Below are 23,337 nucleotides of genomic sequence, written 5' to 3'. Positions count from 1 at the left end.
CGTCACGACTGTCCGCACCGGGCCGGCCCGGTTTTTGTCGTATCTGGAGTGATCCCATGCGTGTACTCCTGGCCGCGCCGTCGTCCACGGCCCGTCTCCACACCCTGGTGCCCCTCGCGTGGGCGCTGCGAAGTGCCGGGCACGACGTGAAAATCGCCGGACGGCCCGCGTTCGTCGAGGACATCCTCCGCACCGGCTGCGTCGCGGTCGAGCTCGAGGACGGCGACGCGGCGCTGACCGAATCCGCGGCACTGGTCGAGTTCGCGCGACTGTGGCGGCCTGCGGTGGTCGTGTCGAACGCGCCTGCCGGAATCGCCGCCGCCCGCGTGGTCGAGGCTAAGGCAGTGCGCGTGCTGGGTCCGGCTGATGATCCTGACTCCGCTGCGGACCTCACGCTCGACGTCGTTCCGCCTTCACTGCGAGACTCTCCCGGACAGCCGCTGCGGCACGTGCCCTACTTCGGTCCCGTCGAGGTGCCGACTTGGTTACGCCGCAAGGCACGCCGGGCTCGCATTCTCCTGTCGCTGAACGATCCTTCGTGGTACGAGCCGGTATTCCGCGCAATGTCCGATGTGGACGCTGAAGTCGTCTGTGCGGCAGAACTGCCTGCCGGTCTCGAATTGCCGCAGAAACTGAAGCTCGTCGACGCCGCGCCGCCAGCCGCCGTGCTGCCGACCTGCGCGGCGGTGGTGCACGACGGTGATGAGGCTTTGGCGCTTGCCGCAGTGGCGTACGGACTACCGCAGCTGTCGCTGACCGAGTCTGCTTTCGGTACTCGTGTCACGACCGCAGGCGCGGGGCTTTCCGGTGCCGCAGAAGGGATTTCCCGGCTGCTGGACGACGCGCTTCGTGCCGGTGCGAGCGCGTTGCGTGCGGAGGTGGCCGCGTCGCCGGCCCCTCGCGCGGTCGCCGCCGCGCTGGCCAGCTGAATGTGGGGCCGCTAGGGGTGGGGGCGCGCGGAGGCCGTCGGTAGCGTTCCCGACGTGGCACTTTCCACCCTTTTCGCGGTTAGGCGGGGCGATTGGCGTGAGTAGCGACATCCAGTCCGGGGGCGAGAACGAGCGCAAACTGCTCGCCTACCTCAAACGCGCGACCACCGATCTTCGCGAGGCGAAGCGCGCATTGCAGGAAACGCGCGAGCGCGACGGCGAGCCGATCGCGATCGTCGGCATGGCCTGCCGGTACCCGGGCGGCGTCACGTCGCCGGAGGACCTGTGGAACCTCGTCGCCACCGGGACCGACGCGATCGGCGGCTTCCCGGAGGACCGCGGCTGGCCGCTGGACACGCTGTACGACCCCACCGGCGAACGGCCCGGCACCACGAACACGCGCGAGGCCGGATTCCTTTACGACGCGGCGGAATTCGACCCGGAGTTCTTCGGCATCTCGCCGCGCGAGGCGCTCTCGATGGACGCGCAGCAGCGGATCCTGCTGGAAACCTCGTGGGCCGCACTGGAACGCGCTGGGATCGTGCCGGAGACGTTGCGCGGCAGTGAAACCGGGGTTTTCACCGGCGTCATGTACCACGACTACGCCGGACACGCGGCCGCTGGCAGCGTTGTCTCCGGCCGGGTCGCTTACGCGCTCGGGCTCGAAGGGCCGGCGGTGAGCGTGGACACCGCGTGCTCGTCGTCGCTCGTCGCGCTCCACTGGGCAGCCCAAGCACTCCGCCGCGGAGACTGTTCGCTGGCGCTGGTCGGTGGCGTCACGGTGATGGCCACGCCCGAAACTTTCGTGTATTTCTCCGAGCAGCGCGGGCTTTCCGACGATGGCCGGTGCAAGGCGTTCGCCGCCGCGGCCGACGGCACGGGCTGGGGCGAGGGCGCAGGCGTCCTCGTCGTCGAGCGGCTCTCCGAAGCCCGCCGCAACGGACACCCGGTGCTCGCCGTGGTCCGCGGTTCCGCGGTGAACTCCGACGGCGCGTCGAGCGGTCTGACTGTCCCTAATGGACCCGCGCAGCAGCGAGTGATCCGTCAGGCGCTGGAATCGGCCGGGCTGACCACCGCGGACGTCGACCTCGTCGAGGGCCACGGCACCGGCACGAAGCTCGGCGACCCGATCGAAGCGCAGGCTCTGCTCGCGACCTACGGCCAGGACCGCACTGAGCCGCTGTGGCTGGGCTCGCTCAAGTCGAACATCGGGCACACCCAGGCCGCGGCCGGGGTCGGCGGCGTGATCAAGGTCGTGGAAGCGATCCGGCACGGCGTGCTGCCGAAGACGCTGCACGTCGACGCGCCCTCGCCGCACGTGGACTGGTCGGCCGGCGAGGTCGAACTGCTCACCGAGGCCCGCCCGTGGCCGGAGACCGGACGCGCTCGTCGCGCCGCGGTGTCGTCGTTCGGGATCAGCGGCACCAACGCACACGTGATTGTGGAACAGGCCGAGCCGGTCGAGGACGCCGCTGCGCCCGTCGAGGTGCCGGTGCTCGCGTGGCCGGTGTCCTCGGACAGCGCCGACACCCTCGACGCTCAACTGAACCAGCTGGACATTGAACGTTCGCCGACGGATATCGGTTTCTCCTTGGCCACCACCAGGTCCATGCTCGACCACCGCGCTGTGCTCGTCGGTACCACGCGAGACGAGCTGCGCGAAGTGCGCGACCGCCGCACGAATGGCCGTACAGCGTTCCTCTTCACCGGCCAGGGTGCCCAGCGCGCCGGAATGGGCACCGAACTCGCCGCGAAGTACCCGGTGTTCGGCGAAGCTTTCGACGCCGTGTGCGCCGAACTCGACCCGCACCTGGACCGTCCACTGAAGACAGTCCTCGGCGATGCCGCCGAGCTGGAGCGCACCGCCTTCACTCAGCCCGCGTTGTTCGCCGTCGAGGTGGCGCTGTTCCGGTTGTTCGCGTCGTGGGGGGTCAAGCCGGACTTCCTGCTCGGCCATTCGATCGGCGAACTGGCTGCCGCGCACGTCGCCGGGATTCTCTCGCTCCCGGATGCGGCGGCGTTGGTCGGTGCGCGGGCGCGGCTGATGCAGGCGCTGCCGTCCGGCGGGTCGATGGTGGCTCTCCAGGCGACCGAGGACGAGGTCACGCCACACCTGACGGACGAGGTCAGCATTGCCGCGATCAACGGTCCGGACTCGGTGGTGCTTTCCGGTGCCGAAGCCGCGGTCGCCAAGGTGGTGGCGGAGTTCGACGGACGGAAATCTTCGAAGCTCAAGGTGTCGCACGCGTTCCACTCGCCGCTGATGGAGCCGATGCTCGCCGAATTCGCCGTCGTGGCGGAGAAACTGACCTACGCGAAGCCGCAGATCCCGATCGTCTCCACGGTCGGCGTGAACGAGGATCTGCCCACTCCGGACTATTGGGTCCGTCAGGTCCGCGCTGCGGTCCGGTTCCACGCCGGGGTCGAGAAGCTAGTGGACGAAGGCGTCCGGACGTTTGTCGAGATTGGACCGTCCGCAGTACTCACCGCCGCCGCGCAGAACGGGTTTGACGACGACAGCCTCGCCTTCGTCCCGGCTCAGCGCAAGGACCGCGACGAAGCGCTCACGGCAGTCACCGCGCTCGCGACGCTGCACGCACGCGGCGTCCCGGTCGACTGGACGGCGTTCTACCCGGGTGCACGCCGCGTCGAGCTGCCGACCTACGCCTTCCGCCGCACTCGCTACTGGCTCCCCGCCGACACGGCCAGCGGCGACGCGACCGAGCACGGCCAGCGGCCCGCCGAACACCCGATGCTGAGCTCCGTCGTCCACCTGCCGGAAACCGGTTCGGTGGTGCTCACCGGCCGCCTGTCCACCACCAGCGTCGGCTGGGTCGCCGACCACGTCGTGCTCGGCACGGTCCTGGTTCCCGGGACGGCGTTTGTCGAGCTGGTGCACCGCGCCGCTGACGAGGTCGGGTGCCCGCACATCGAGGAACTCACCCTCGAAGCGCCGCTCACTCTCACCGAAAGCGCGGCGATCCAGGTCTCGGTCGAGGCTCCGGACGAGAACGGCCGCCGCACGGTCACTGTCCACTCGCGACCCGACAGCGCCGAAGCCTGGACCCGGCACGCCAGCGGTTTCGTCGCTCCGACTGCGGAAGCGCCGACGTTCGACCTCGCCGAGTGGCCGCCCACCGGTGCCACCAAGGTAGAGCTGGACGATCCGTACTCGACCCTCGCCGCGCTCGGCTACGACTACGGCCCGGCTTTCCAAGGCCTGCAGGCGATGTGGCAAGACGGCGACGTCATTTACGCGGAGGTCACGCTTCCCGACGGTGCCGAGGCCCGTGACTACGGCGTCCACCCCGCGTTGCTCGACGCCGCCATGCACGCGCAACTCCTCGGTCCGGCCCCCGAGGGCGGAGCCGAGCCGATGCTGCCGTTCTCCTTCAGCGGCACCACGGTGCACTCGCCGGGCGCGTCTACGCTGCGAGTCCGAGTCGCCCCGGCCGGCACCGACGCGATCTCCCTGCAGATCGCCGACTCCACCGGCGGCCCGGTGCTCACCGTCGAGGCACTCGCCGCGCGGGCGCTGAAGCTGGCTCCGGCGAAGGACACGCTGTACCGCGTCAATTGGGAGTCTGTCGCGAACATTGGCGAGCAGCACGACTTCCGGATCCTCGAAGTGTCCACTTCGGAGCGTCGAGTGCCGGACGCAGCGCGAGCAGTCGCGGCGAAGGTGCTCGCAGCGATCCAGGAAACCCTCGACGGAGACGGTCGCCTCGCGGTGGTCACGCGCGGTGCGGTGTCCGTGCACGGCGAGGACGTCGATCCGGCGCTGGCTCCTGCGTGGGGTCTGGTCCGCGCCGCTGCGGCGGAGAACCCCGGCCGGTTCGCGCTGGTCGACGGCGATCCCGAGACGGCGTTGGCCACCGGCGAACCCGAAACTGCGGTCCGCCACGGCCAGGTCTTCGCCCCGCGATTCTCCGCTGTCGCCGCGGAACCGACCGAACTGAACTGGGACAAGGCGCTGGTCACCGGCGGCACCGGAGGACTCGGCGCGGTCGTCGCCCGGCACCTCGTGACCAAGCACGGCGTGCGGAACCTCGTCCTGACCAGTCGCCGGGGAGCGAACGCCCCCGGTGCGGCCGAGTTGCGGGACGAGCTGACCGCACTCGGCGCGACGGTCGCGATCGAAAGCTGCGACGTCACCGACGCGGAGTCGGTGCGCAATCTTCTCGCCACCGTCGGCCCGCTGTCCGCGGTGATCCACGCGGCAGGCGTGCCGTCGGCTGGCCGCGTCGAGACACTCACCGAGGAAGAGACCGCCCGCGTCTTCGCGCCCAAGGTCGACGGTGCCTGGCACCTGCACGAGCTGACGAGCGACCTCGACGCGTTCGTCCTGTTCTCGTCCGCGGCCAGCACGGTCCTCGCGGCCGGTCAGGCGGGATACGCCGCGGCCAATGCCTTCCTCGACGAGCTGGCCGAACACCGTCGCGCACAAGGACTTCCGGCGACGTCGCTGTGCTGGGGCGCGTGGTCCGAAGACGGCGGCATGGCGGGCGAACTGTCCGAAGCGGACTTCCGCCGTCTTCGCCGTCTGGGCACGCCGCCGATGGCGACCGCCGAAGCACTCGCTCTGCTGGATGCCAGCCTCGCCTCGGCCGAACCCGTGCTCGCGCCGGTCCGCCTGGACCAGGCCGCGCTGCGCGCCCGGACCGACGAACTGCCGCCGGTACTGCGGGGAATGGTGCGCCGTCCGGTCAAAAAGGCACCGGCCGCGCCCCGGCTGGCGACCGTGCCCGAGGCCGAACGCGAGGAGTACCTGCTGGGCCTGGTGTCCGAGCAGGTCGCGGCGATTCTCGGCTTCGCCGGCGCCACGGCGGTCGAGCCGGAGCGCGCGTTCCAGGAGATGGGGTTCGACTCCCTCACCTCCGTCGAGCTGCGCAACCAGCTCGGCGCGCGGACCGGTCTGAAACTGACCGCGACCATCGTGTTCGACCACCCGACCCCGGCCGCGCTGGCCCGGCGGCTGCACGAGCTGCTCGGCGTGGGCCGCGGCCCGGCCGAACCGCTGCTGACCGAGATCGACCGGCTGGAGACCCTCCTCGGAGGTGCGGCCGGAACGCTGAACGGGTCGACCGCGAAGGTCACCGCGCGGCTGGACGCCTTGGTGCGCAAGTGGACCGACGCGCACGCCGGAGCCGAAACCGAAGCCGATCTGGACGAGGCCACCGACGACGAGCTGTTTGCCGTCCTGGACGACGAATTGGGCATCTCATGAACGGGCAGACCATGAGCAACGAGGACAAGCTCCGCGACTACCTGAAGCGTGCGACGGCCGATCTGAAGCAGGCCCGCCGCCGGCTGCACGAGCTGGAGGCGCGCGACACCGAGCCGATCGCCATCATCGGCATGAGCTGCCGCTACCCCGGGGGCGTGCGCACGCCGGACGACCTGTGGAGCCTCGTCGACGAGGGTCGCGACGCCATCGGGGAGTTCCCGGCCGATCGCGGCTGGGACATCGAGGGCGTCTACGACCCGGTGCCTGAGCGGCCCGGCAAGACCTACACCCGGCACGGCGGTTTCCTTTACAACGCAGCGGATTTCGACGCCGAGTTCTTCGGCATCAGCCCGCGTGACGCCCGCCGCGCCGACCCGCAGCAGCGGATCCTGCTCGAAGCGTCGTGGGAGGCGTTCGAGCGCGCCGGGCTCGACCCGCACGGACTCAAGGGCAGCGCGACCGGGGTCTACGCCGGCGTGATGTACCACGACTACAGCGGCGGCAGCCCGGACGGCAGCCTGGTGTCCGGCCAGGTTTCCTACACGCTCGGCCTCGAAGGACCGTCGGTGTCGGTGGACACCGCGTGCTCGTCTTCGCTGGTCGCGCTGCACATGGCCGCGCAAGGGCTGCGTCGCGGCGACTGCGCGCTCGCGCTGGCGAGCGGCGTCGCGGTGATGGGCACGCCGGAGATGTTCGTGGACTTCTGCAGCCGTCGCGGTCTCGCGGCGGACGGCCGGAGCAAGTCGTTCTCCGACGACGCCGACGGCACTTCGTGGGCGGAAGGCGTCGGTGTGCTGGTCCTGGAACGGCTTTCCGACGCGCAGCGCAATGGGCACCGCGTGCTCGCGCTGCTGCGCGGTTCGGCGGTGAACCAGGACGGGGCCAGCAACGGTTTCTCCGCGCCGAACGGCCCTTCGCAGGTTCGTGTAATCGAAGCCGCGCTCGTCGACGCTGGACTCTCGGTGTCTGATGTGGACGCTGTTGAGGCGCACGGCACCGGGACCGCTCTGGGCGACCCGATCGAAGCCCAGTCGCTGCTGGAAACCTACGGTCAGCGCAGCAGCGGCGCGCCGTTGCTGCTCGGCTCGATCAAGTCGAACATGGGGCACCCGCAGGCCGCTGCCGGGGTCGCGGGCGTGATCAAGATGGTGCAGGCCCTGCAGCGCGCTCGGCTGCCGAAGACGCTGCACGTCGGGACGCCGTCGAAGCACGTCGACTGGGCGTCCGGCGCGGTCGAGCTGCTCACCGAACCGCAGGCGTGGCCCGAGGTGAACCGGCCGCGGCGGGCGGCGGTGTCGTCGTTCGGCGTGAGCGGGACGAACGCGCACGTGATCCTGGAGCAGGCTCCCGTCGCAGAGGAAGTCACAGCTCCTTCGGCTCCCGTTTATCCGCTGGCTCTGTCGGCGAAGACGTCCGCCGCGCTGGCCAACGCCGCTGGGCAACTGGCTGACGTGGACAGTGACCTTGCCGACGTCGTGCACACGCTCGTCGCCGGTCGCGCACCGCTGGACCACCGCGCGGTGGTCGTCGCGAAGGATCGCAAGCAGGCTGAGGAAGCGTTGCGCGCCTTGGCTTCGGGAGCTTCGTGCCCGGACGTGATCACCGGAACCGCGGATGTGCGCGGACGTACCGTCTTCGTCTTCCCCGGCCAGGGTTCACAGTGGACTGGCATGGCGCTCGACCTCATCGAGCAGTCCCCGGCCTTCGCCGCGCGAATGTCCGAATGCGACACCGCACTGCGGAAGTTCACTGACTGGTCGGTCATCGAAGTCCTGCGCGGCGGACCGGGCACCCCACCGGCCGACCGGGTCGATGTCGTGCAGCCGATGCTGTGGGCGGTCATGGTGTCGCTGGCCGCGCTGTGGCGTGCGCACGGCGTCGAGCCGGACATGGTGATCGGCCACTCGCAGGGCGAGATCGCCGCCGCGACTGTCTCAGGTGCACTGTCGCTTGAGGACGGCGCGTTGGTGGTTGCGCTGCGGAGTAAGGCGATCGGCGATGTCCTCGGCGGACGTGGCGGCGGCATGCTCGCGGCAGGACTCCCGGCGACCGAACTGGAAGAGCGGCTCGGCGCGTGGGACGGCCGGATCTCGGTCGCTGCCGACAACGGTGCGACCTCCGCGGTGCTGTCCGGCGACACCGAAGCCCTCGAAGAGCTGCGCGACCAGCTGGTCGCTGAAGGCTTCCGTGCGAAGCTGGTGCCGGTGGACTACGCGTCGCACTCGGCGCACGTCGAACACCTCTCGGACCGGCTGCTCGCCGACCTCGGTCCGATCCAGCCGATGCGCGGCGAGGTCGCGATGACCTCCACGGTGACCCTCGACGCGGTCGAAGAGTCCACTGTGGATGCAGCGTACTGGTTCGCCAACCTCCGCCGCACGGTCCGGTTCGCCCCGGTCGTCGCGCAGCTCGCCGAGGCGGGCTGCACGCGATTCGTCGAGATCAGCCCGCACCCGGTGCTGGCCATGAGCATCCAGGAGACGCTGGACGAAACCGGACACACTGGTTCGGTCGTCGGCACGCTGCGCCGCGACGAGGGCGACCTGACCCGGTTCGCCACCTCGATGGCGGAGTACTCGGTCCGCGGCGGTTCGGTCGACTGGCTCTCGCTGGTCCCCGGCGGCCAGATCGTCGACCTGCCGACCTATCCGTTCCAGCACAAGCGTTTCTGGCACGAAGAGGAAGCCGCTGCTGAGCAACAAGCCATCCCGGTAGCCGACCAGGAGTTCTGGCAGGACGTGACCGGCGGCGACGTCGGCGCGCTCGCCACCCGGCTCGGCGTCGGCACCGGCCCGCTCTCCGAGGTCGTCCCGGCACTGGCCGCCTGGCACAGGCGCCGCACCGAATTGTCCACGGTGGACTCGTGGCGGTACCGCGTGTCCTGGGCCCCGCTGTCCGGCGTGGTCAGTGGACTCACCGGCAGCTGGCTGATCGTCGTCCCCGCTGGAGACAAGCACGCAACCGACCTGGCGGATGCACTGGCCGAACAGGGCGACGTCGTCCGCCTGGTCGCCGCCGACTACACCCGCGCGGCCTTGGCCGAACTGCTCGGCGAAGCAACCGCAGTTCGTCCGTTCGACGGCGTCCTCTCGCTGCTCGCCTTCGACGAGAACCCGACGCTCACCACGATCGCGCTCCTGCAAGCCCTGCGAGACAACGAGATCGACGCTCCGGCCTGGGTCGTTACACGAGGCGCGGTCGCAGTCGACGCCTTCTCCGACGCGGACCCCGAAGCAGCGTCGGTGTGGGGCCTCGGCACCGTGGTCGCCCTGGACCAGCCCGGCAGCTGGGGCGGTCTGGTCGATATCACCGACGCCTCAGACGCCGCGAAGCTCGCCGCCGTCGTGTCCGGCATCAGCGACGAGGACCAGGTCGCGATCCGGCCGTCCGGAGTCTTCGCCAAGCGGATGGTCCACGCACCGCTCGGCGCGGACGTCGCCGAGCCGTGGCAGCCGCGCGGCACCGTGCTCATCACCGGCGGCACCGGCGCGGTCGGCGGCCACGTCGCGCGCTGGCTCGCCGGACGAGGCGCGGAGCACCTGGTGCTGACCAGCCGTCGTGGCCTCGAAGCCGAAGGTGCGCGCGAGCTGGTGGCGGAGCTGTCCGATACTCGCGTCACCGTCGTGGCCTGCGACGTTGCCGACGAGGCAGCGCTGTCCAAGCTGCTCGCCGAGCACCCGCCGACCGCAGTGGTGCACGCCGCCGGGGTGCTGACCCGCGAACCCGCGCTGGTCGACGTCACGCCGGAGGAGTTCACCGCCGCGATCCGGGCGAAGGTCACCGGCGCCGCGCTGCTCGACCGGCTGCTCGGCGACACCGAACTCGACGCGTTCGTCCTGATGTCCTCCGGCGCCGCGGTGTGGGGCACCTCCGGCCAGCCCGCCTACGGGGCCAGCAACGCCTACCTCGACGCGCTGGCTCGCCGCCGTCGCGCGGCCGGACGTACCGGGACCGCGGTGGCCTGGGGTTCCTGGGGCGGTGGCGGCATGGTCGACGCGGACGCGAGCGATCTGTTGCGCCGCATGGGATTGGCCGAGATGGAGCCGCGACTGGCCGTCGAAGCCCTCGGTCAGGCGCTCGACCACGACGAGTCCCAGCTGGTCGTCGCGGACATCGACTGGGCCGCGTTCGCGCCGGTCTACCAGCTCGCCCGGCCCCGCCCGCTGCTGCGCGGCATTCCGGAGGCGGCGGCGGACCAGACGGACGCCGAACCGGTGGGCGCGGGCGGCCTCGCCACCCGGCTGGCCTCGTTGAGCCCGGCTGAACAGCGCCGGACCGTGCTGGACCTGGTGCGCGGCGAGGTCGCCGCGGTCGCCGGATACGACGACGGCGGCGCGGTGGAACCCGCGCGGGCCTTCAAGGAACTCGGCTTCGACTCGGTGACCGCGGTCGACCTGCGCAACCGGCTCGGCGCCGGCACCGGACTGAAGCTGCCCGCCACGGTCGCGTTCGACCACGTCAACCCGCAGGCGCTGGCCGAGCATCTGTGGAGCCAGCTGTGCGCGGGCGAGACGGAGGTCCCGCTCGAGGCCGGGCTCGACCGGCTCGAAGCGGCGGCCGCCGCGCTCGACGCCGCGGAGATCGACCGGTCCCGCATCCTGCCCCGGCTGCAGGCGGTCGTCGCCGCGCTGCACCAGACGCTCTCGGGCGGCCAGTCCGGTTCCGAAGCGCTCGAAGCGGCCACCACCGACGAACTGTTCGCCCTCATCGACGACGAGCTCGGCGCCTGACCCCCGTTGTCCGTGAGGGGAACCCTCCGGGAATCAGAGTCCCTCAGGGTTCCCCTCACGGACGGTCCACTACACCGCGACAAGAGGTTCTCCAGATGTCTGACGAAGCCAGGACCGACGAAACCAAGCTGGTCGACTACCTGAAGCGGGTCACCGCCAACCTGCAGGAGACGCGGGCGCGGCTGCGCGCGGTCGAGGCCGCCGAATCCGAGCCGATCGCGATCGTCGCGATGGGCTGCCGCTACCCCGGCGGCGTCCGGTCCGCCGACGACCTGTGGGAGCTGGTCGCGCAGGGCCGCGACGCGATCGGGGAGTTCCCCTCCGACCGCGGCTGGGCGCTGGACCGGCTGTTCGACGCCGACCCGGACAGCCCCGGCACGAGCTACGTCTCCGAAGGCGGGTTCGTGCACGACGCGGGCGAGTTCGACGCGCCGTTCTTCGGCATCTCGCCGCGCGAGGCGCTGGCGATGGACCCGCAGCAGCGGATCGTGCTGGAACTGGCGTGGGAGACCTTCGAGCGGGCCGGCATCGCGCCGCACTCGCTGGCGAAACAGCAGGTCGGCGTGTTCGTCGGCAGCGGCGGGCAGGACTATTACGACGAGCTGCCGCCGTCCGTGCTCGCGGGCGAGGTCGAGGACTACCTGAGCACCGGCAACGCCGGCTCGGTCATTTCGGGCCGGATCGCCTACGCGCTCGGACTGGAGGGCCCGGCCGTCACGATCGACTCCGCGTGCTCGTCTTCGCTGGTCGCGCTGCACTTGGCGGTCCAGTCGCTGCGCCAGCGGGACTGCTCGCTCGCGCTGGCGGGCGGCGTGATGATCATGTCGCGCCCGGGTCCGTTCCTCGCCTTCAGCCGTCAGCGCGGTCTCGCCGCCGACGGTCGTTGCAAGGCGTTCTCCGACAGCGCGGACGGCACCGGCTGGGCCGAGGGTGCCGGAACCCTGTTGCTGGAACGGCTTTCCGACGCCCAGCGCAACGGACACCCGGTACTCGCCGTCGTGCGCGGCTCGGCGGTGAACTCCGACGGCGCGTCCAACGGTCTCACCGCGCCGAACGGTCCTTCGCAGCAGCGGGTGATCCGGCAGGCGCTGGCCAACGCCCGGCTGTCGGCGTCCGATGTGGACGCGGTCGAGGGCCACGGCACCGGCACCACGCTGGGCGATCCCATTGAGGCGCAAGCATTGCTGGCCACCTACGGCCAGGACCGCTCCGAACCGTTGTGGCTGGGCTCGATCAAGTCGAACATCGGCCACGCGCAGGCGGCGGCGGGCGTCAGCGGCGTGATCAAGATGGTGCAGGCGTTGCGGCACGGGCTGCTGCCTCGCACGCTGCACGTCACCGAACCGTCCACAGAGGTCGATTGGACCTCCGGCGCGGTCGAGTTGCTGCGCACCGAGCGTCCTTGGGCAGCCGGGGAACGGCCGCGTCGCGCGGGTGTTTCGTCGTTCGGCGTGAGCGGCACCAACGCGCACATCATCCTGGAGGAAGCGCCTGCGGTCGAGGCCGCTGCGCCGGTTACGCCGAGTTGGCCCGAGGGCGTTGCGGTTCCGCTGCCGCTGGCTGGCCACGGCAGCGCGGCGCTGCGGGCACAGGCCGCGCAGCTGGTGGGCTCCTCGGCGACCCCGCTTGACCTGGGATTCTCGCTCGCCACCTCGCGGTCGCCGCTGTCGCACCGCGCGGTCGTGCTGGCCGAGGACCCGCAGCAGGCCATTGCCGCGCTCGCGGACGGCGTCGCCACTCCGGACGTCGTCACCGGCACGCAGGCGGAAGGACTGACTGCGTTCCTGTTCTCCGGTCAGGGCGCGCAGCGGGCCGGGATGGGGGCCGCGCTGGCCGCCGCGTTCCCGGTCTTCCGCGCGGCGCTGGACGAGGTCTGCGCCGAACTGGACCAGCACCTCGACCGTCCACTCAAGACTGTCCTGTTCGAGAAGCCGCGGCTGATCAACCAAACCGGCTACACCCAGCCCGCGCTCTTCGCGATCGAGGTGGCGCTGTTCCGGCTGCTCGCGTCGTGGGGGATCAAGCCGGACTTCCTGCTCGGCCACTCGATCGGCGAACTCGCCGCGGCGCACGTCGCTGGGGTCTTCTCGCTGGCCGACGCTGCCACGTTGGTCGCCGCCCGGGCGAGCCTGATGCAAGCGCTGCCGTCCGGTGGCTCGATGGTGGCTCTGCAGGCGACCGAGGACGAGGTCACCCCGCAGCTGACCGACGAGGTCAGCATCGCCGCGATCAACGGCCCGGATTCTGTCGTGCTTTCCGGCACCGAAGACGCCGTCGCCGCCGTGGTGGCCGCGTTCGACGGGCGGAAGTCCTCGAAGCTCAAGGTGTCGCACGCGTTCCACTCGCCCTTGATGGAGCCGATGCTCGCCGAGTTCGCCGCCGTGGCCCGCGGACTGGCCTACCGCCAGCCGGAAATCCCGCTGGTCTCTACGGTCGGCCCGGATGTCGACATGTCCACTCCGGACTATTGGGTGGACCAGGTCCGCGCGGCGGTCCGGTTCCACGACGGAGTCGGAACCCTTGCCGCACAAGGCGTCGGCCGCTTCGTCGAGGTCGGTCCGGACGGTGTGCTCTCCGCGCTGGTCCGCCAGACCTCCGACGCGCTCGTGGTCCCGGTGCTCCGCAAGGACCGCGAAGAACCGGCCGCCGCGCTCACCGCGCTGGCCGAGCTGTTCGTCAGCGGCCTGACCCCGGACTGGGCCGCGGTCTTCGCCGACCGTGGCGCTCAGCGCGTCGACCTGCCGCCGTATGCCTTCCAGCGCAAGCGTTACTGGCTCGACGCGCGCGCCAACCGCGACGAGGTCACCGCCGCTGGGCTGACGTCCGCCGGGCACCCGCTGCTCGGCGCGGCCGTCGCGCTCGCCGACACCGACGGCGTCGTGCTCACCGGCCGGCTGTCCGTCGAGACGCACCCGTGGCTGGCTGAACACCAGCTCGGCGACGCGGTGACCGTGCCGGGTACGGCGTTCCTGGAGCTGGTCGTCCGCGCGGGAGACCAGGTCGGCTCCGGCCGGATCGAGGAACTGACCCTGGGCAGCCCGCTCGTCCTGCCCGCCCGCGGCGGCATTCAGGTTCAGGTCGCCGTCGGAGCGGCGGGGGAGCGCGACGTCCGCTCGGTGACTGTCCACTCGCGACCCGAGGACGACGCCGACTGGACCTTGCACGCAAGCGGCAGTGTCGCACCGCAGTCGGCCCGCGGCGGCACTGAGCTGACCGAATGGCCGCCCGCTGGCGCGGAATCGGTCGCTATCGACGGTCTGTACGACGACTTCGCTGACACTGGCCTGACTTACGGCCCGCTTTTCCGTTCTCTGCAAGCAGTCTGGCAGCGCGACGGCGAGATCTTCGCCGAGGTCGCGCTGCCGGAGGACAGCGACGCCGACCGCTTCGGCCTCCATCCGGCCGCGCTCGACGCGTGCACCCACGCGCTGCGCGTCGCCGGAGGCGGTGACGGCGGCGTCGGCCGGGTTCCGTTCTGCTGGACCGGAGTTGAGCTGCACGCCACCGGTGCGTCCGCACTGCGCGTGCGATTCACGCCGACCACAGAGGACGGTTTCACGATCGCCCTCGCCGACCCGACTGGGGCTCCGGTCGCGACGGTCGCCGAGACGGTGTTCCGTGCGTTCGCCGCACCGGTCGCTGAGCAGGCCGCGCCGCTGTACCGGATCGAATGGCAGCGGTCGGCAGACATCGAAGCCACTGTGGACACTTCCGATGCCCAGATCCTGGAGTGCATCGGCGAATCCGGCACCGCGGCGGAGACGCACGAACTCACGCACCGCGTACTGGCTGCGCTTCAGGCTTGGCTGACCGAGGAACACCCCGCGCAAGCCCGGCTCGTAGTGGTCACGCGCGGCGCGGTCCCGGCCGCCGGAGACGTCACCCACCTCGCCGCCTCCGCGGTCTGGGGCCTGGTCCGCTCCGCGCAGGAGGAGAACCCGGACGCTTTCGTCCTGCTCGACCTCGACGCCGAAACCACGCCGGAAGCGGTGTTGCCGCAGGTCCTGGCCTCGGGCGAGGCGCAGGCGGCGGTCCGGCTCGGCACCGTCCTCGTGCCCCGGCTGGTCCGCACGACGCCGGAGCTGGAGCGGCCGTACTTCTGCCCGCACGGCACGGTCCTGGTCACCGGCGCGTCCGGCGCGCTGGGCGGAAAGCTCGCCCGGCACCTGGTCGCCGAGCACGGCGTTCGCCGGTTGCTGCTGCTCAGCCGCCGGATCACGCCCGCTCTCGACCAGTTGGCCGCTGAGCTGCGCGAAAGCGAGGTCGACGTCCGGCTGGAGCGCTGCGACGTCGCCGACCGCGAGGCGCTGGCCGGCGTGCTGGCGTCGCTGCCGGAGGGGAACCCGCTCACCGCGGTCGTGCACGCCGCTGGCGTTCTCGACGACGGTGTGGTCACCGCTTTGACCCCGGAGCGGGTCGACGCGGTGCTCGCTCCGAAGGTCGACGGCGCGCTGAACTTGCACGAACTCACCCGCGAGATCGCGCTGTCCGCTTTCGTGCTGTTCTCGTCGGTCTCCGGCGTCCTCGGCGCACCTGGCCAGGGCAGCTACGCCGCAGCCAACGCCTACCTGGACGCCCTCGCGTCGCACCGGGTCGCGCACGGCCTGCCGGGCCTGTCGCTGGACTGGGGCCTGTGGGGCGAGGTCGGCGGCATGGGCGGCACGCTCACCGAAGAGGAGGTGCAGCGGCTCGCGGCCAGCGGCATCGTGCCACTGTCCACTGCGGAGGGTCTGGCGATGTTCGACCGCGCCATCGCCGTCCGCAAACCGACCGCTGTTCCGGCCAAACTCGACCTGCCGGTGCTGCGTAAACTCGACCGGCTCCCGCGCACGCTGGAACAACTCGTCGGCCGCACGACGCGCCGGGTCGCCGCCGCTGCGGAGTCCTCAGTGGACTCGTTTGGCGCACGGCTGCTTGGCCTTCCGGAAGAAGACCGCCGCGACGCGGTGCTGGAACTGGTGCGCAGCCACGCGGCCACCGTTCTCGGCTACCGCGCGGCGCACGAAATCGAGCCGTCGGCACAGTTCCAGTCGCTCGGTTTCGATTCGCTGACCGCGATCGAACTCCGCAACGGACTCACCGCGGCCACCGGCCAGCGGCTGCCGGCCACGCTGATCTTCGACCACCCCACGCCGACCGCACTCGCCGCGCACCTGCTTGACGAACTGGCCGGTACCGCAGTCGAAGTCAAGACGGTGTCCACTAAGGACAACTCGGACGAGCCGATCGCGATTGTCGGCATGGCCTGCCGGCTGCCCGGCGGCGTCACCTCGCCGGAACAGCTGTGGGAACTGGTCGCCGAGGGCCGCGACGCGATCGGGGATTTCCCGGCCGATCGCGGCTGGGACATCGACGGCCTGCTCGACCCGACCGGCCGCCGTCCCGGCACGACCTACGTCGCGCGCGGCGGATTCGTCTACGACGCAGGAGATTTCGACCCGACGTTCTTCGGTGTCTCGCCGAAGGAAGCACCGATGATCGACCCGCAGCAGCGCTTGCTGCTCGAAGCGTCCTGGGAGGCGCTGGAGCGGTCCGGGATCGACCCAGTCTCGCTCAAGGGCAGCCCGACCGGCGTGTACGCGGGTGTCCAGTACCACGACTATGTGGGCGCGAACAGCGCTGGTTCGATCGTCACCGGCCGGGTTTCCTACACTCTCGGCCTTGAGGGTCCAGCCGTGTCCGTCGACACCGCGTGCTCGTCTTCGCTGGTCGCGATGCACATGGCAGCACAGGCACTGCGCGGCGGCGACTGCTCGCTCGCGCTGGCTGGCGGCGTCACGGTGATGGCCACGCCGGAGACCTTTGTGGAATTCAGCCGCCAGCAAGGTCTCGCGGCCGACGGCCGGTGCAAGGTGTTCTCCGACGACGCCGACGGCACGACCTGGTCCGAAGGCGTCGGCGTGCTGGTACTGGAGCGCCTCTCCGATGCCCGCGCCAACGCCCACCCGGTGCTCGCCGTTCTCAAGGGCAGCGCGGTGAACCAGGACGGCACGTCGAACGGCCTCACCGCGCCGAACGGTCCCGCGCAGCAACGGGTCATCCGCGCCGCGCTGGCCGATGCCGGTCTCGAACCGTCCGATGTGGACGCCGTTGAGGCGCACGGCACCGGCACGAAGCTCGGCGACCCGATCGAAGTCCAGGCATTGCTGGCCACTTACGGAACGCAGACGCCGGCGGACCGTCCGTTGTGGATTGGTTCGGTGAAGTCGAACATCGGGCACACCCAAGCCGCCGCGGGTGCGGCGGGCGTGATCAAGATGATCGAAGCGATGCGGCACGGCGAACTCCCCGCGACGCTGCACGTGGGCAAGCCGTCCAGCGAGATCGACTGGTCCACGGGCGCGGTGCGCGTGCTCGCCGAGCCGGTGAAGTGGCTGCCGAACGGCCACACTCGCCGCGTCGGCGTCTCGTCCTTCGGCGTGAGCGGCACGAACGCGCATGTGATCCTGGAGGAAGGCGACCGCCGCGAGGTCACCGCCTCGACGGGTCCGGAGTACGACGGTCCGGTCGCCTGGCCGGTTTCGGGTCGGGGCGCGGCGGCGTTGCGGGCCAAGGCTGAGCAGCTGATGTCCTATGTGGACGAAGAACCGGAAGGCAGCCTCGCCGACATCGGCCTCTCGCTGGCGACCGCGCGCAGTGCGTTCGACCGCCGCGCGGTGCTGATCGGCAGCCGTTCGCCGCAGTTCGTGCGAGGGCTGGCGGCCTTGGTGGACGAGGAGGACGCACGCGGCGTCGTCCGCGGCATCGCCACCGGTAGCGGCCGGACCGCGTTCCTGTTCGCGGGCCAGGGTTCGCAGCGGGCACAGATGGGCACCCAGCTGGCCGCGCGGTACCCGGCGTTCGCCGAGGCCTACGACGAGGTGTGCGCCGAACTCGACAAGCACCTCGACCGTCCGTTGCGCGAAGTGATCGAAAGCGGCGATGGCCTCGACGAGACCCGCTGGACGCAACCGGCGCTGTTCGCGCTGGAAGTCGCGCTGTTCCGAACGGTTCGATCCTGGGGCGTGAAGCCGGATCTGCTGGCTGGGCACTCGATCGGCGAACTCGCCGCCGCGCACTGCGCTGGGGTCTTCTCGCTGGCCGACGCCGCGAAGCTCGTGGTTGCCCGCGGCAAACTGATGCAGGCGCTGCCGACCGGCGGTGCGATGGTCGCGATTGACGGGACGCCCGAAGCGGTTCGCGAAGCCGCCGGGGACACTGTGGACATTGCCGCAGTGAACGGACCGACCGCCGTCGTGATCTCCGGAGCTGCGGCAGCAGTCGCCGAAGTGGCAGCGAAATTCGAGCGCACCAAGCAACTCCGCGTCTCGCACGCGTTCCACTCGCGACTGATGGAACCGATGCTCGCCGAGTTCCGCACTGTCGCGGAAGGACTGTCCTATGCGGAGCCGCGGATCCCGATCATCTCCACGGTCACCGGCGAACCCGCCGACAACCTGACCTCGCCGGAGTACTGGGTGAACCAGGTCCGCGAAGGCGTGCAGTTCCGCGACGCGGTCACCCGGGCCGCTGCGGACGGCGTGACCCGCTTCCTCGAACTGGGCCCGGACACCACGCTCACCGCGATGGCCGACGCCTGCCTCGACGAGCGTCCGGACGGTCTCGTGCTCGCGTCGCTGCTGCACAAGGAGCAGGACGAAGCGGTCGCGGCGCTGACCGGTGTCGCACAATTGCACGTCAGCGGCGTCGACGTCGACTGGTCGGCGATCTACTCGCCGACCGGCGCACACCCGGTTCCGGTGCCGACGTATCCGTTCCAGCGTCAGCGTTACTGGCTGGAGAGCACTGCCACGGCACCGGGCCAGGAGGACCACCCGCTGCTCGGCACCGCGACGGAGCTGGCTGGCGCGGAGGGTCTCCTGTTCTCGGGGCGGCTGTCCGTCGGCACGCACCCGTGGCTGGCCGATCACGTCGTCGGCGGCTCGATCCTGTTCCCCGGCACCGGTTTCGTCGAGATGGCGATCCGCGCCGGCGACGAGGCCGGGTGCCCGCGCCTGGACGAGCTGACCCTGGAGTACCCGCTGGTGGTTCCGGAGCGGACCGGCGTGCGCGTCCAGTTCGCGCTCGACGCCGCGGAGAACAGCGTCCGGACGTTCACTGTCCACTCGCGACCGGAAGGCGCGGCGGACGGCGTCCCGTGGACCCGGCACGCCACCGGACGTCTCGCGAAGGCGGGCAAGTCGGAGAAGTTCGACCTCTCCGCCTGGCCGCCCGCCGCCGAGCAGGTGCAACTCGAAGGCACCTATGAGGAACTGGCCGCCGACGGTCTCGCGTACGGCCCGGCGTTCCGCGGCCTCGTCGCTGCTTGGAAGGGCGACGGGCAAGCGTTCGCCGAGATCCAGCTGCCCGTCACAGTGTCCGATGTGGACCGTTACGGTATCCACCCGGCCGTCCTCGACGCCGCCTTGCACACCATCGGCGTCTCCGGCGCGGTCGGCGACGAACCGGCGCTGCCGTTCGCGTGGGAAGGCGTCCGGCTGCACGCAGTCGGCGCGACGACGCTGCGGGTGCACGTAAAGCAGATCGGCTCGGGTGCGGCCGCACTGAAGATCGCCGACGCCACTGGCGCACCGGTCGCTTCGGTGGATTCACTCCTGCTGCGCCCGATGTCCGCGCAGCCGCAGGCCGCCGAAACCGGTGGTGCGGAGTCGCTGTTCCGCCTCGCGTGGGAGCAGACCGACCTCGACGCGGTCGCCGAGATCACCGACTGGACCGTGGTCGGCGACGACCCGTTCGGCCTCACCGAAGCCCTCGGCGCCACCGCCACGACCAGCATCGGCGACGCCTCCGGCCTGGTCGTGCTGCCTGCCGCCGGAGACGACGTGCACGCGGAACTGCACCGGGTCCTCGGCGAACTGCAGACGTTCCTCGCCCGTCCGGAGGGCTCGCTGCTGGTGGTCACCCGAGGCGCGGTCGCGGCCGACGCCGAGGAAAGCCCCGATCCGGTCGGAGCCGCGGTGGCCGGACTGGTCCGTTCGGCGCAAGCCGAGCACCCGGACCGGATCACCCTGGTCGACCTCGGCACCGGAACCCCTAGCGGCCGCACTCTTGCCGCAGTGTCGGCGTCGGACGAACCGCAGGTCGCTCTCCGTGCCGGTGCGGTGCTGGTGCCACGCCTGCAACGGGCCGCTGACGCGGCAGCCGCCCCGGTCTGGGATCCGGACGGCACGGTGCTGATCACCGGCGCGACCGGTGCGCTCGGCGGTTCCGTCGCCCGGCATCTGGTGACCGAACACGGTGTGCGGAACCTGCTGCTGGTCAGCCGTCGCGGTGCGGACGCACCGGGCGCGACCGAACTGCGGGACGAACTGACCGGTCTCGGTGCCGAAGTCACGCTCGCCGCCTGCGACGTGGCCGACCGCACTGCGGTTTCCACGCTGCTGGAAGGAATCGACCTGCGCGGAGTCGTGCACGCAGCCGGTGTCCTGGACGACGGGGTGCTGACTTCCCTTACGCCAGAACGCCTCGACAACGTCCTGCGCCCGAAGGTCGACGCCGCGGCAACGCTCGACGAGCTGACCCGCGACCGCAACCTGACCGCGTTCGTCCTGTTCTCCTCGGCCGCCGGCGTGCTCGGCGCACCAGGCCAGGGCAGCTACGCCGCGGCCAACGCCTACCTCGACGCACTGGCGGTCCGCCGCCGACGCGAGGGTCTCGCGGGCTCCTCGCTCGCCTGGGGCCTGTGGGGCGGCGGCATGGGCGCGGTACTGGAGGACGCGGACGCCCACCGCATCGGCGAAACCGGCATCACCGCTCTGTCCACTGAGGACGGTCTGCGACTGCTGGACGCGGCAGCGGGTTCACCCGAACCGCTGCTCGTGCCGATCGCGCTGGACACCCGCGTACTGGCGTCCTCCGGCGACGACGACCTCCCGGCCGTCCTGCGCGAACTCGCGGGCACTCGCGGCCGTCGCGCGGCTCAGGACGCCATGGAGGACACCGAATCGCTGGCGCAGAAACTCGGCGCGCTCCCGCCGGGCAAGCGGGTGCCGACCGTGCTCACCCTGGTGCGCACGCACGCGGCGACGCTGCTCGGGCACGCCGGTCCGGAGGCGGTGGAAGCGGACCGCTCGTTCAACGAGGTCGGCTTCGATTCCCTGTCCGCCACCGGGTTCCGCAACAAGCTCAGCCTCGTCACCGGCCTGAAGCTGCCGGTCAGCCTGATCTTCGACTACCCGACGCCGCGGATCCTCGCCGAGCACCTGGCAACCGAGCTGGCCCCGGCCGAAGCTGAGCCGGAACCGTTGTCGGACCAGGGGATCCGGGACGCGCTGGCGGCGATCCCGCTGGAACGCTTGCGTTCGGCGGGACTGCTGGACGGGCTGCTCGAACTGGCCGGGATCCAGATCCCGGAACAGGCCGAGCACCTCGAGGACGAATCGTCCGCAGTGGACGAGGACACGATCGACGAGCTGGACACCGACGCGTTGATCAGCATGGCGATCGGGGGTGGGGACGACGATTAGCCCACCCCTATCGGGCCCGGCCGGTATTGCCGCTCTCGCGGCCGCTGTGGCCCACTTGATCCCGACAGTTTCCCCGCTTGACCGAACCGAGGAGAGGTAACCCGATGGTCACCGGCTACGCAATCGAAGCACGGGGGCTGCGCAAGTCCTACGGCGATGTCGACGTCCTGGAAAGCGTCGACCTCAGTGTCGAGCGGGGCACGATGTTCGCGCTGCTGGGCCCCAACGGCGCCGGCAAGACCACGACGGTGCGGATCCTCAGCACCCTCCTGGAGGCCGACGGCGGCACCGTGACGGTGAACGGGCACGACGTCGCCAAGCGCACCCGCAAGGTCCGCGAGCAGATCGGCCTCACCGGACAGAACACCGCGGTCGACGAACTGCTCACCGGACGCGAAAACCTGGAAATGATGGGGCGGCTGTTCCACCTGCCGATCGCGCGGGCGAAGGAGCGGGCCACCGAACTGCTCGCGCAGTTCGACCTCGAAGAAGCCGCCAGCCGTCCGGTGAAGACGTACTCCGGCGGCATGCGGCGCAGGCTGGATCTCGCGATCAGCCTGATCACGTCGCCGCCGGTGCTGTTCCTCGACGAGCCCACCACGGGCCTCGACCCGCGCAGCCGCGCGGCGATGTGGGACGCGATCCGCAAGCTGCTCGACGGCGGCACCACGGTCCTGCTCACCACGCAGTACCTCGACGAGGCCGACCAGCTGGCCGACCGGATCGCGGTCATCGACAAGGGCCGCGTCGTCGCCGAGGGCACCGCCACCGAGCTCAAGCGCCGGGTCGGCACCGAACGGCTCAAGCTGACCTTCGCCTCGGTCGCCGAAGCGGGCCGCGCGCAGCAGGTCACCGGCGGCGTGCTGCTGGAGGAGACGGTCAGCGTCCCGATCGACCACCCGGGCCAGGTGCGGGCGACGCTCAACCGGGTCGCCGACGCCGGGCTCGAGCCCGCCGGGATCGACCTGTCCGAACCGACGCTCGACGACGTGTTCCACACCCTCACCTCAACCGCGGGAGCGAAGTGATGACCCAGACCTTGTCCAGGGAAACCGAGGGGGCGCAGCTCCCCGCGGCGCCCGAGAGCGCCGGGCTGGCCACGGTGCTGTCCGACTTCCGCGTGCTGATCGGGCGCAACGTCAAGCACATCACGCGGAACCCGGAGATGCTGCTGCAGGCGGTGTCGCTGCCGATCGTGCTGCTGCTGCTGTTCCGCTTCATGTTCGGGCCCGCGATCAACGTGCCCGGCATGGCTTATGTCGATTACCTGGTGCCCGGCCTGCTGGCGATCAGCATCGGCTTCAACTCGACGACCACGGTCGTCGGCGTCGCCGCGGACCTCACCCAGGGCCTCGTGGAACGCTTCCGCTCGATGCCGATGTTCGGCCCGGCCGTGCTCGTCGGCCACGTCGCCGCCGGGATGCTGCGCAGCCTGGTGTCGTTCGTGATCATGGTGGCGATCGGCTTCGCGATCGGCTTCCGCCCCGGCGGCAGCGCACTCGGCTGGCTCGCCGCGATCGGCCTGCTGGTCCTGTTCGCGGCCGGCGTCTTCTGGCTGGCGGTGCTTCTCGGCTCGATCTCGAAGACGGTCGAGGGCGCCGGCGGACTCGGCATGATCCTCGTGTTCGTGCCGTACGCCTCCAGTGCTCTCGTGCCGACCCAGGCGATGCCCGGCGTGCTGCGGGTGATCGTGGACAACCAGCCGTTCACGGTGCTCATGGACGCCGTGCGCGCACTGATGAACGGCACTCCCGCCGGCGGCACGGCGTGGCTCGCGCTCGCCTGGTGGGGCGCGATCACCGTCGCGGCCTCGTTCCTCGCGGTGCGCAAGTTCAACCGGCGCACCAAGGGCTGAGCTTCTTTCCTGCCCAAGGGCGACCCGCTTCCCCGCGGGTCGCCCTTTCGCCGTGCCTAGGGGACCCCGAGCCCGCTAGGTCCGCTTTAGATCACTCCGGCACTCTCTGTGGAGTAGAGAGGACCACTGC

General features: G+C 70.8%; 5 protein-coding genes and 1 pseudogene. All 6 read left to right on the top strand.

All coding sequences use genetic code 11. The features are described from left to right. Positions 1-56: 56 nt before the first annotated feature. The 6 genes and pseudogenes from ACZ7SW_RS11260 (at position 57) to ACZ7SW_RS11235 (ending at position 23,207) form a co-directional block, all read left to right on the top strand. A complete protein-coding gene (locus ACZ7SW_RS11260) occupies positions 57-929 on the top strand; it encodes a nucleotide disphospho-sugar-binding domain-containing protein (protein WP_470230274.1) in 873 nt (290 codons plus the stop codon). A 217-nt stretch (positions 930-1,146) separates the two neighbouring features. Further along, positions 1,147-6,156: pseudogene (locus ACZ7SW_RS11255) on the top strand (type I polyketide synthase); the annotation flags it as partial. Between the two features lie 11 nt (positions 6,157-6,167). Further along, positions 6,168-10,886: a type I polyketide synthase gene (locus ACZ7SW_RS11250; RefSeq protein ID WP_470230273.1), complete on the top strand. Its 4,719-nt coding sequence runs from the start codon at positions 6,168-6,170 to the stop codon at positions 10,884-10,886. A 128-nt stretch (positions 10,887-11,014) separates the two neighbouring features. Next, a complete protein-coding gene (locus ACZ7SW_RS11245) occupies positions 11,015-21,352 on the top strand; it encodes an SDR family NAD(P)-dependent oxidoreductase (protein ID WP_470230478.1) in 10,338 nt (3,445 codons plus the stop codon). Positions 21,353-21,456: 104 nt separating this feature from the next. Further along, entirely contained in the window at positions 21,457-22,380 is a 924-nt protein-coding gene (locus tag ACZ7SW_RS11240) for an ATP-binding cassette domain-containing protein (protein ID WP_470230272.1), read from the top strand. Then, positions 22,380-23,207, top strand: coding sequence for an ABC transporter permease (locus ACZ7SW_RS11235; RefSeq protein WP_470230271.1), 828 nt, complete (start codon positions 22,380-22,382; stop codon positions 23,205-23,207). The genes ACZ7SW_RS11240 and ACZ7SW_RS11235 overlap by 1 nt, the downstream gene beginning before the upstream one ends. The last annotated feature ends 130 nt before the right edge of the window (positions 23,208-23,337 follow it).

The organism is Amycolatopsis sp. NPDC114484 (genome assembly GCF_055633755.1).
The sequence above is the reverse complement of the archived record's forward strand: the minus strand, read 5'-3'. Positions and strand labels throughout refer to the sequence as shown.

Excerpts from the sequence above, each read along its gene's own strand:
- ACZ7SW_RS11240 (WP_470230272.1), top strand. The coding sequence starts at position 21,457 with ATGGTCACCGGCTACGCAATCGAAGCACGGGGGCTGCGCAAGTCCTAC.
- ACZ7SW_RS11235 (WP_470230271.1), top strand. The coding sequence starts at position 22,380 with ATGACCCAGACCTTGTCCAGGGAAACCGAGGGGGCGCAGCTCCCCGCG.
- ACZ7SW_RS11260 (WP_470230274.1), top strand. The coding sequence starts at position 57 with ATGCGTGTACTCCTGGCCGCGCCGTCGTCCACGGCCCGTCTCCACACC.
- ACZ7SW_RS11250 (WP_470230273.1), top strand. The coding sequence starts at position 6,168 with ATGAGCAACGAGGACAAGCTCCGCGACTACCTGAAGCGTGCGACGGCC.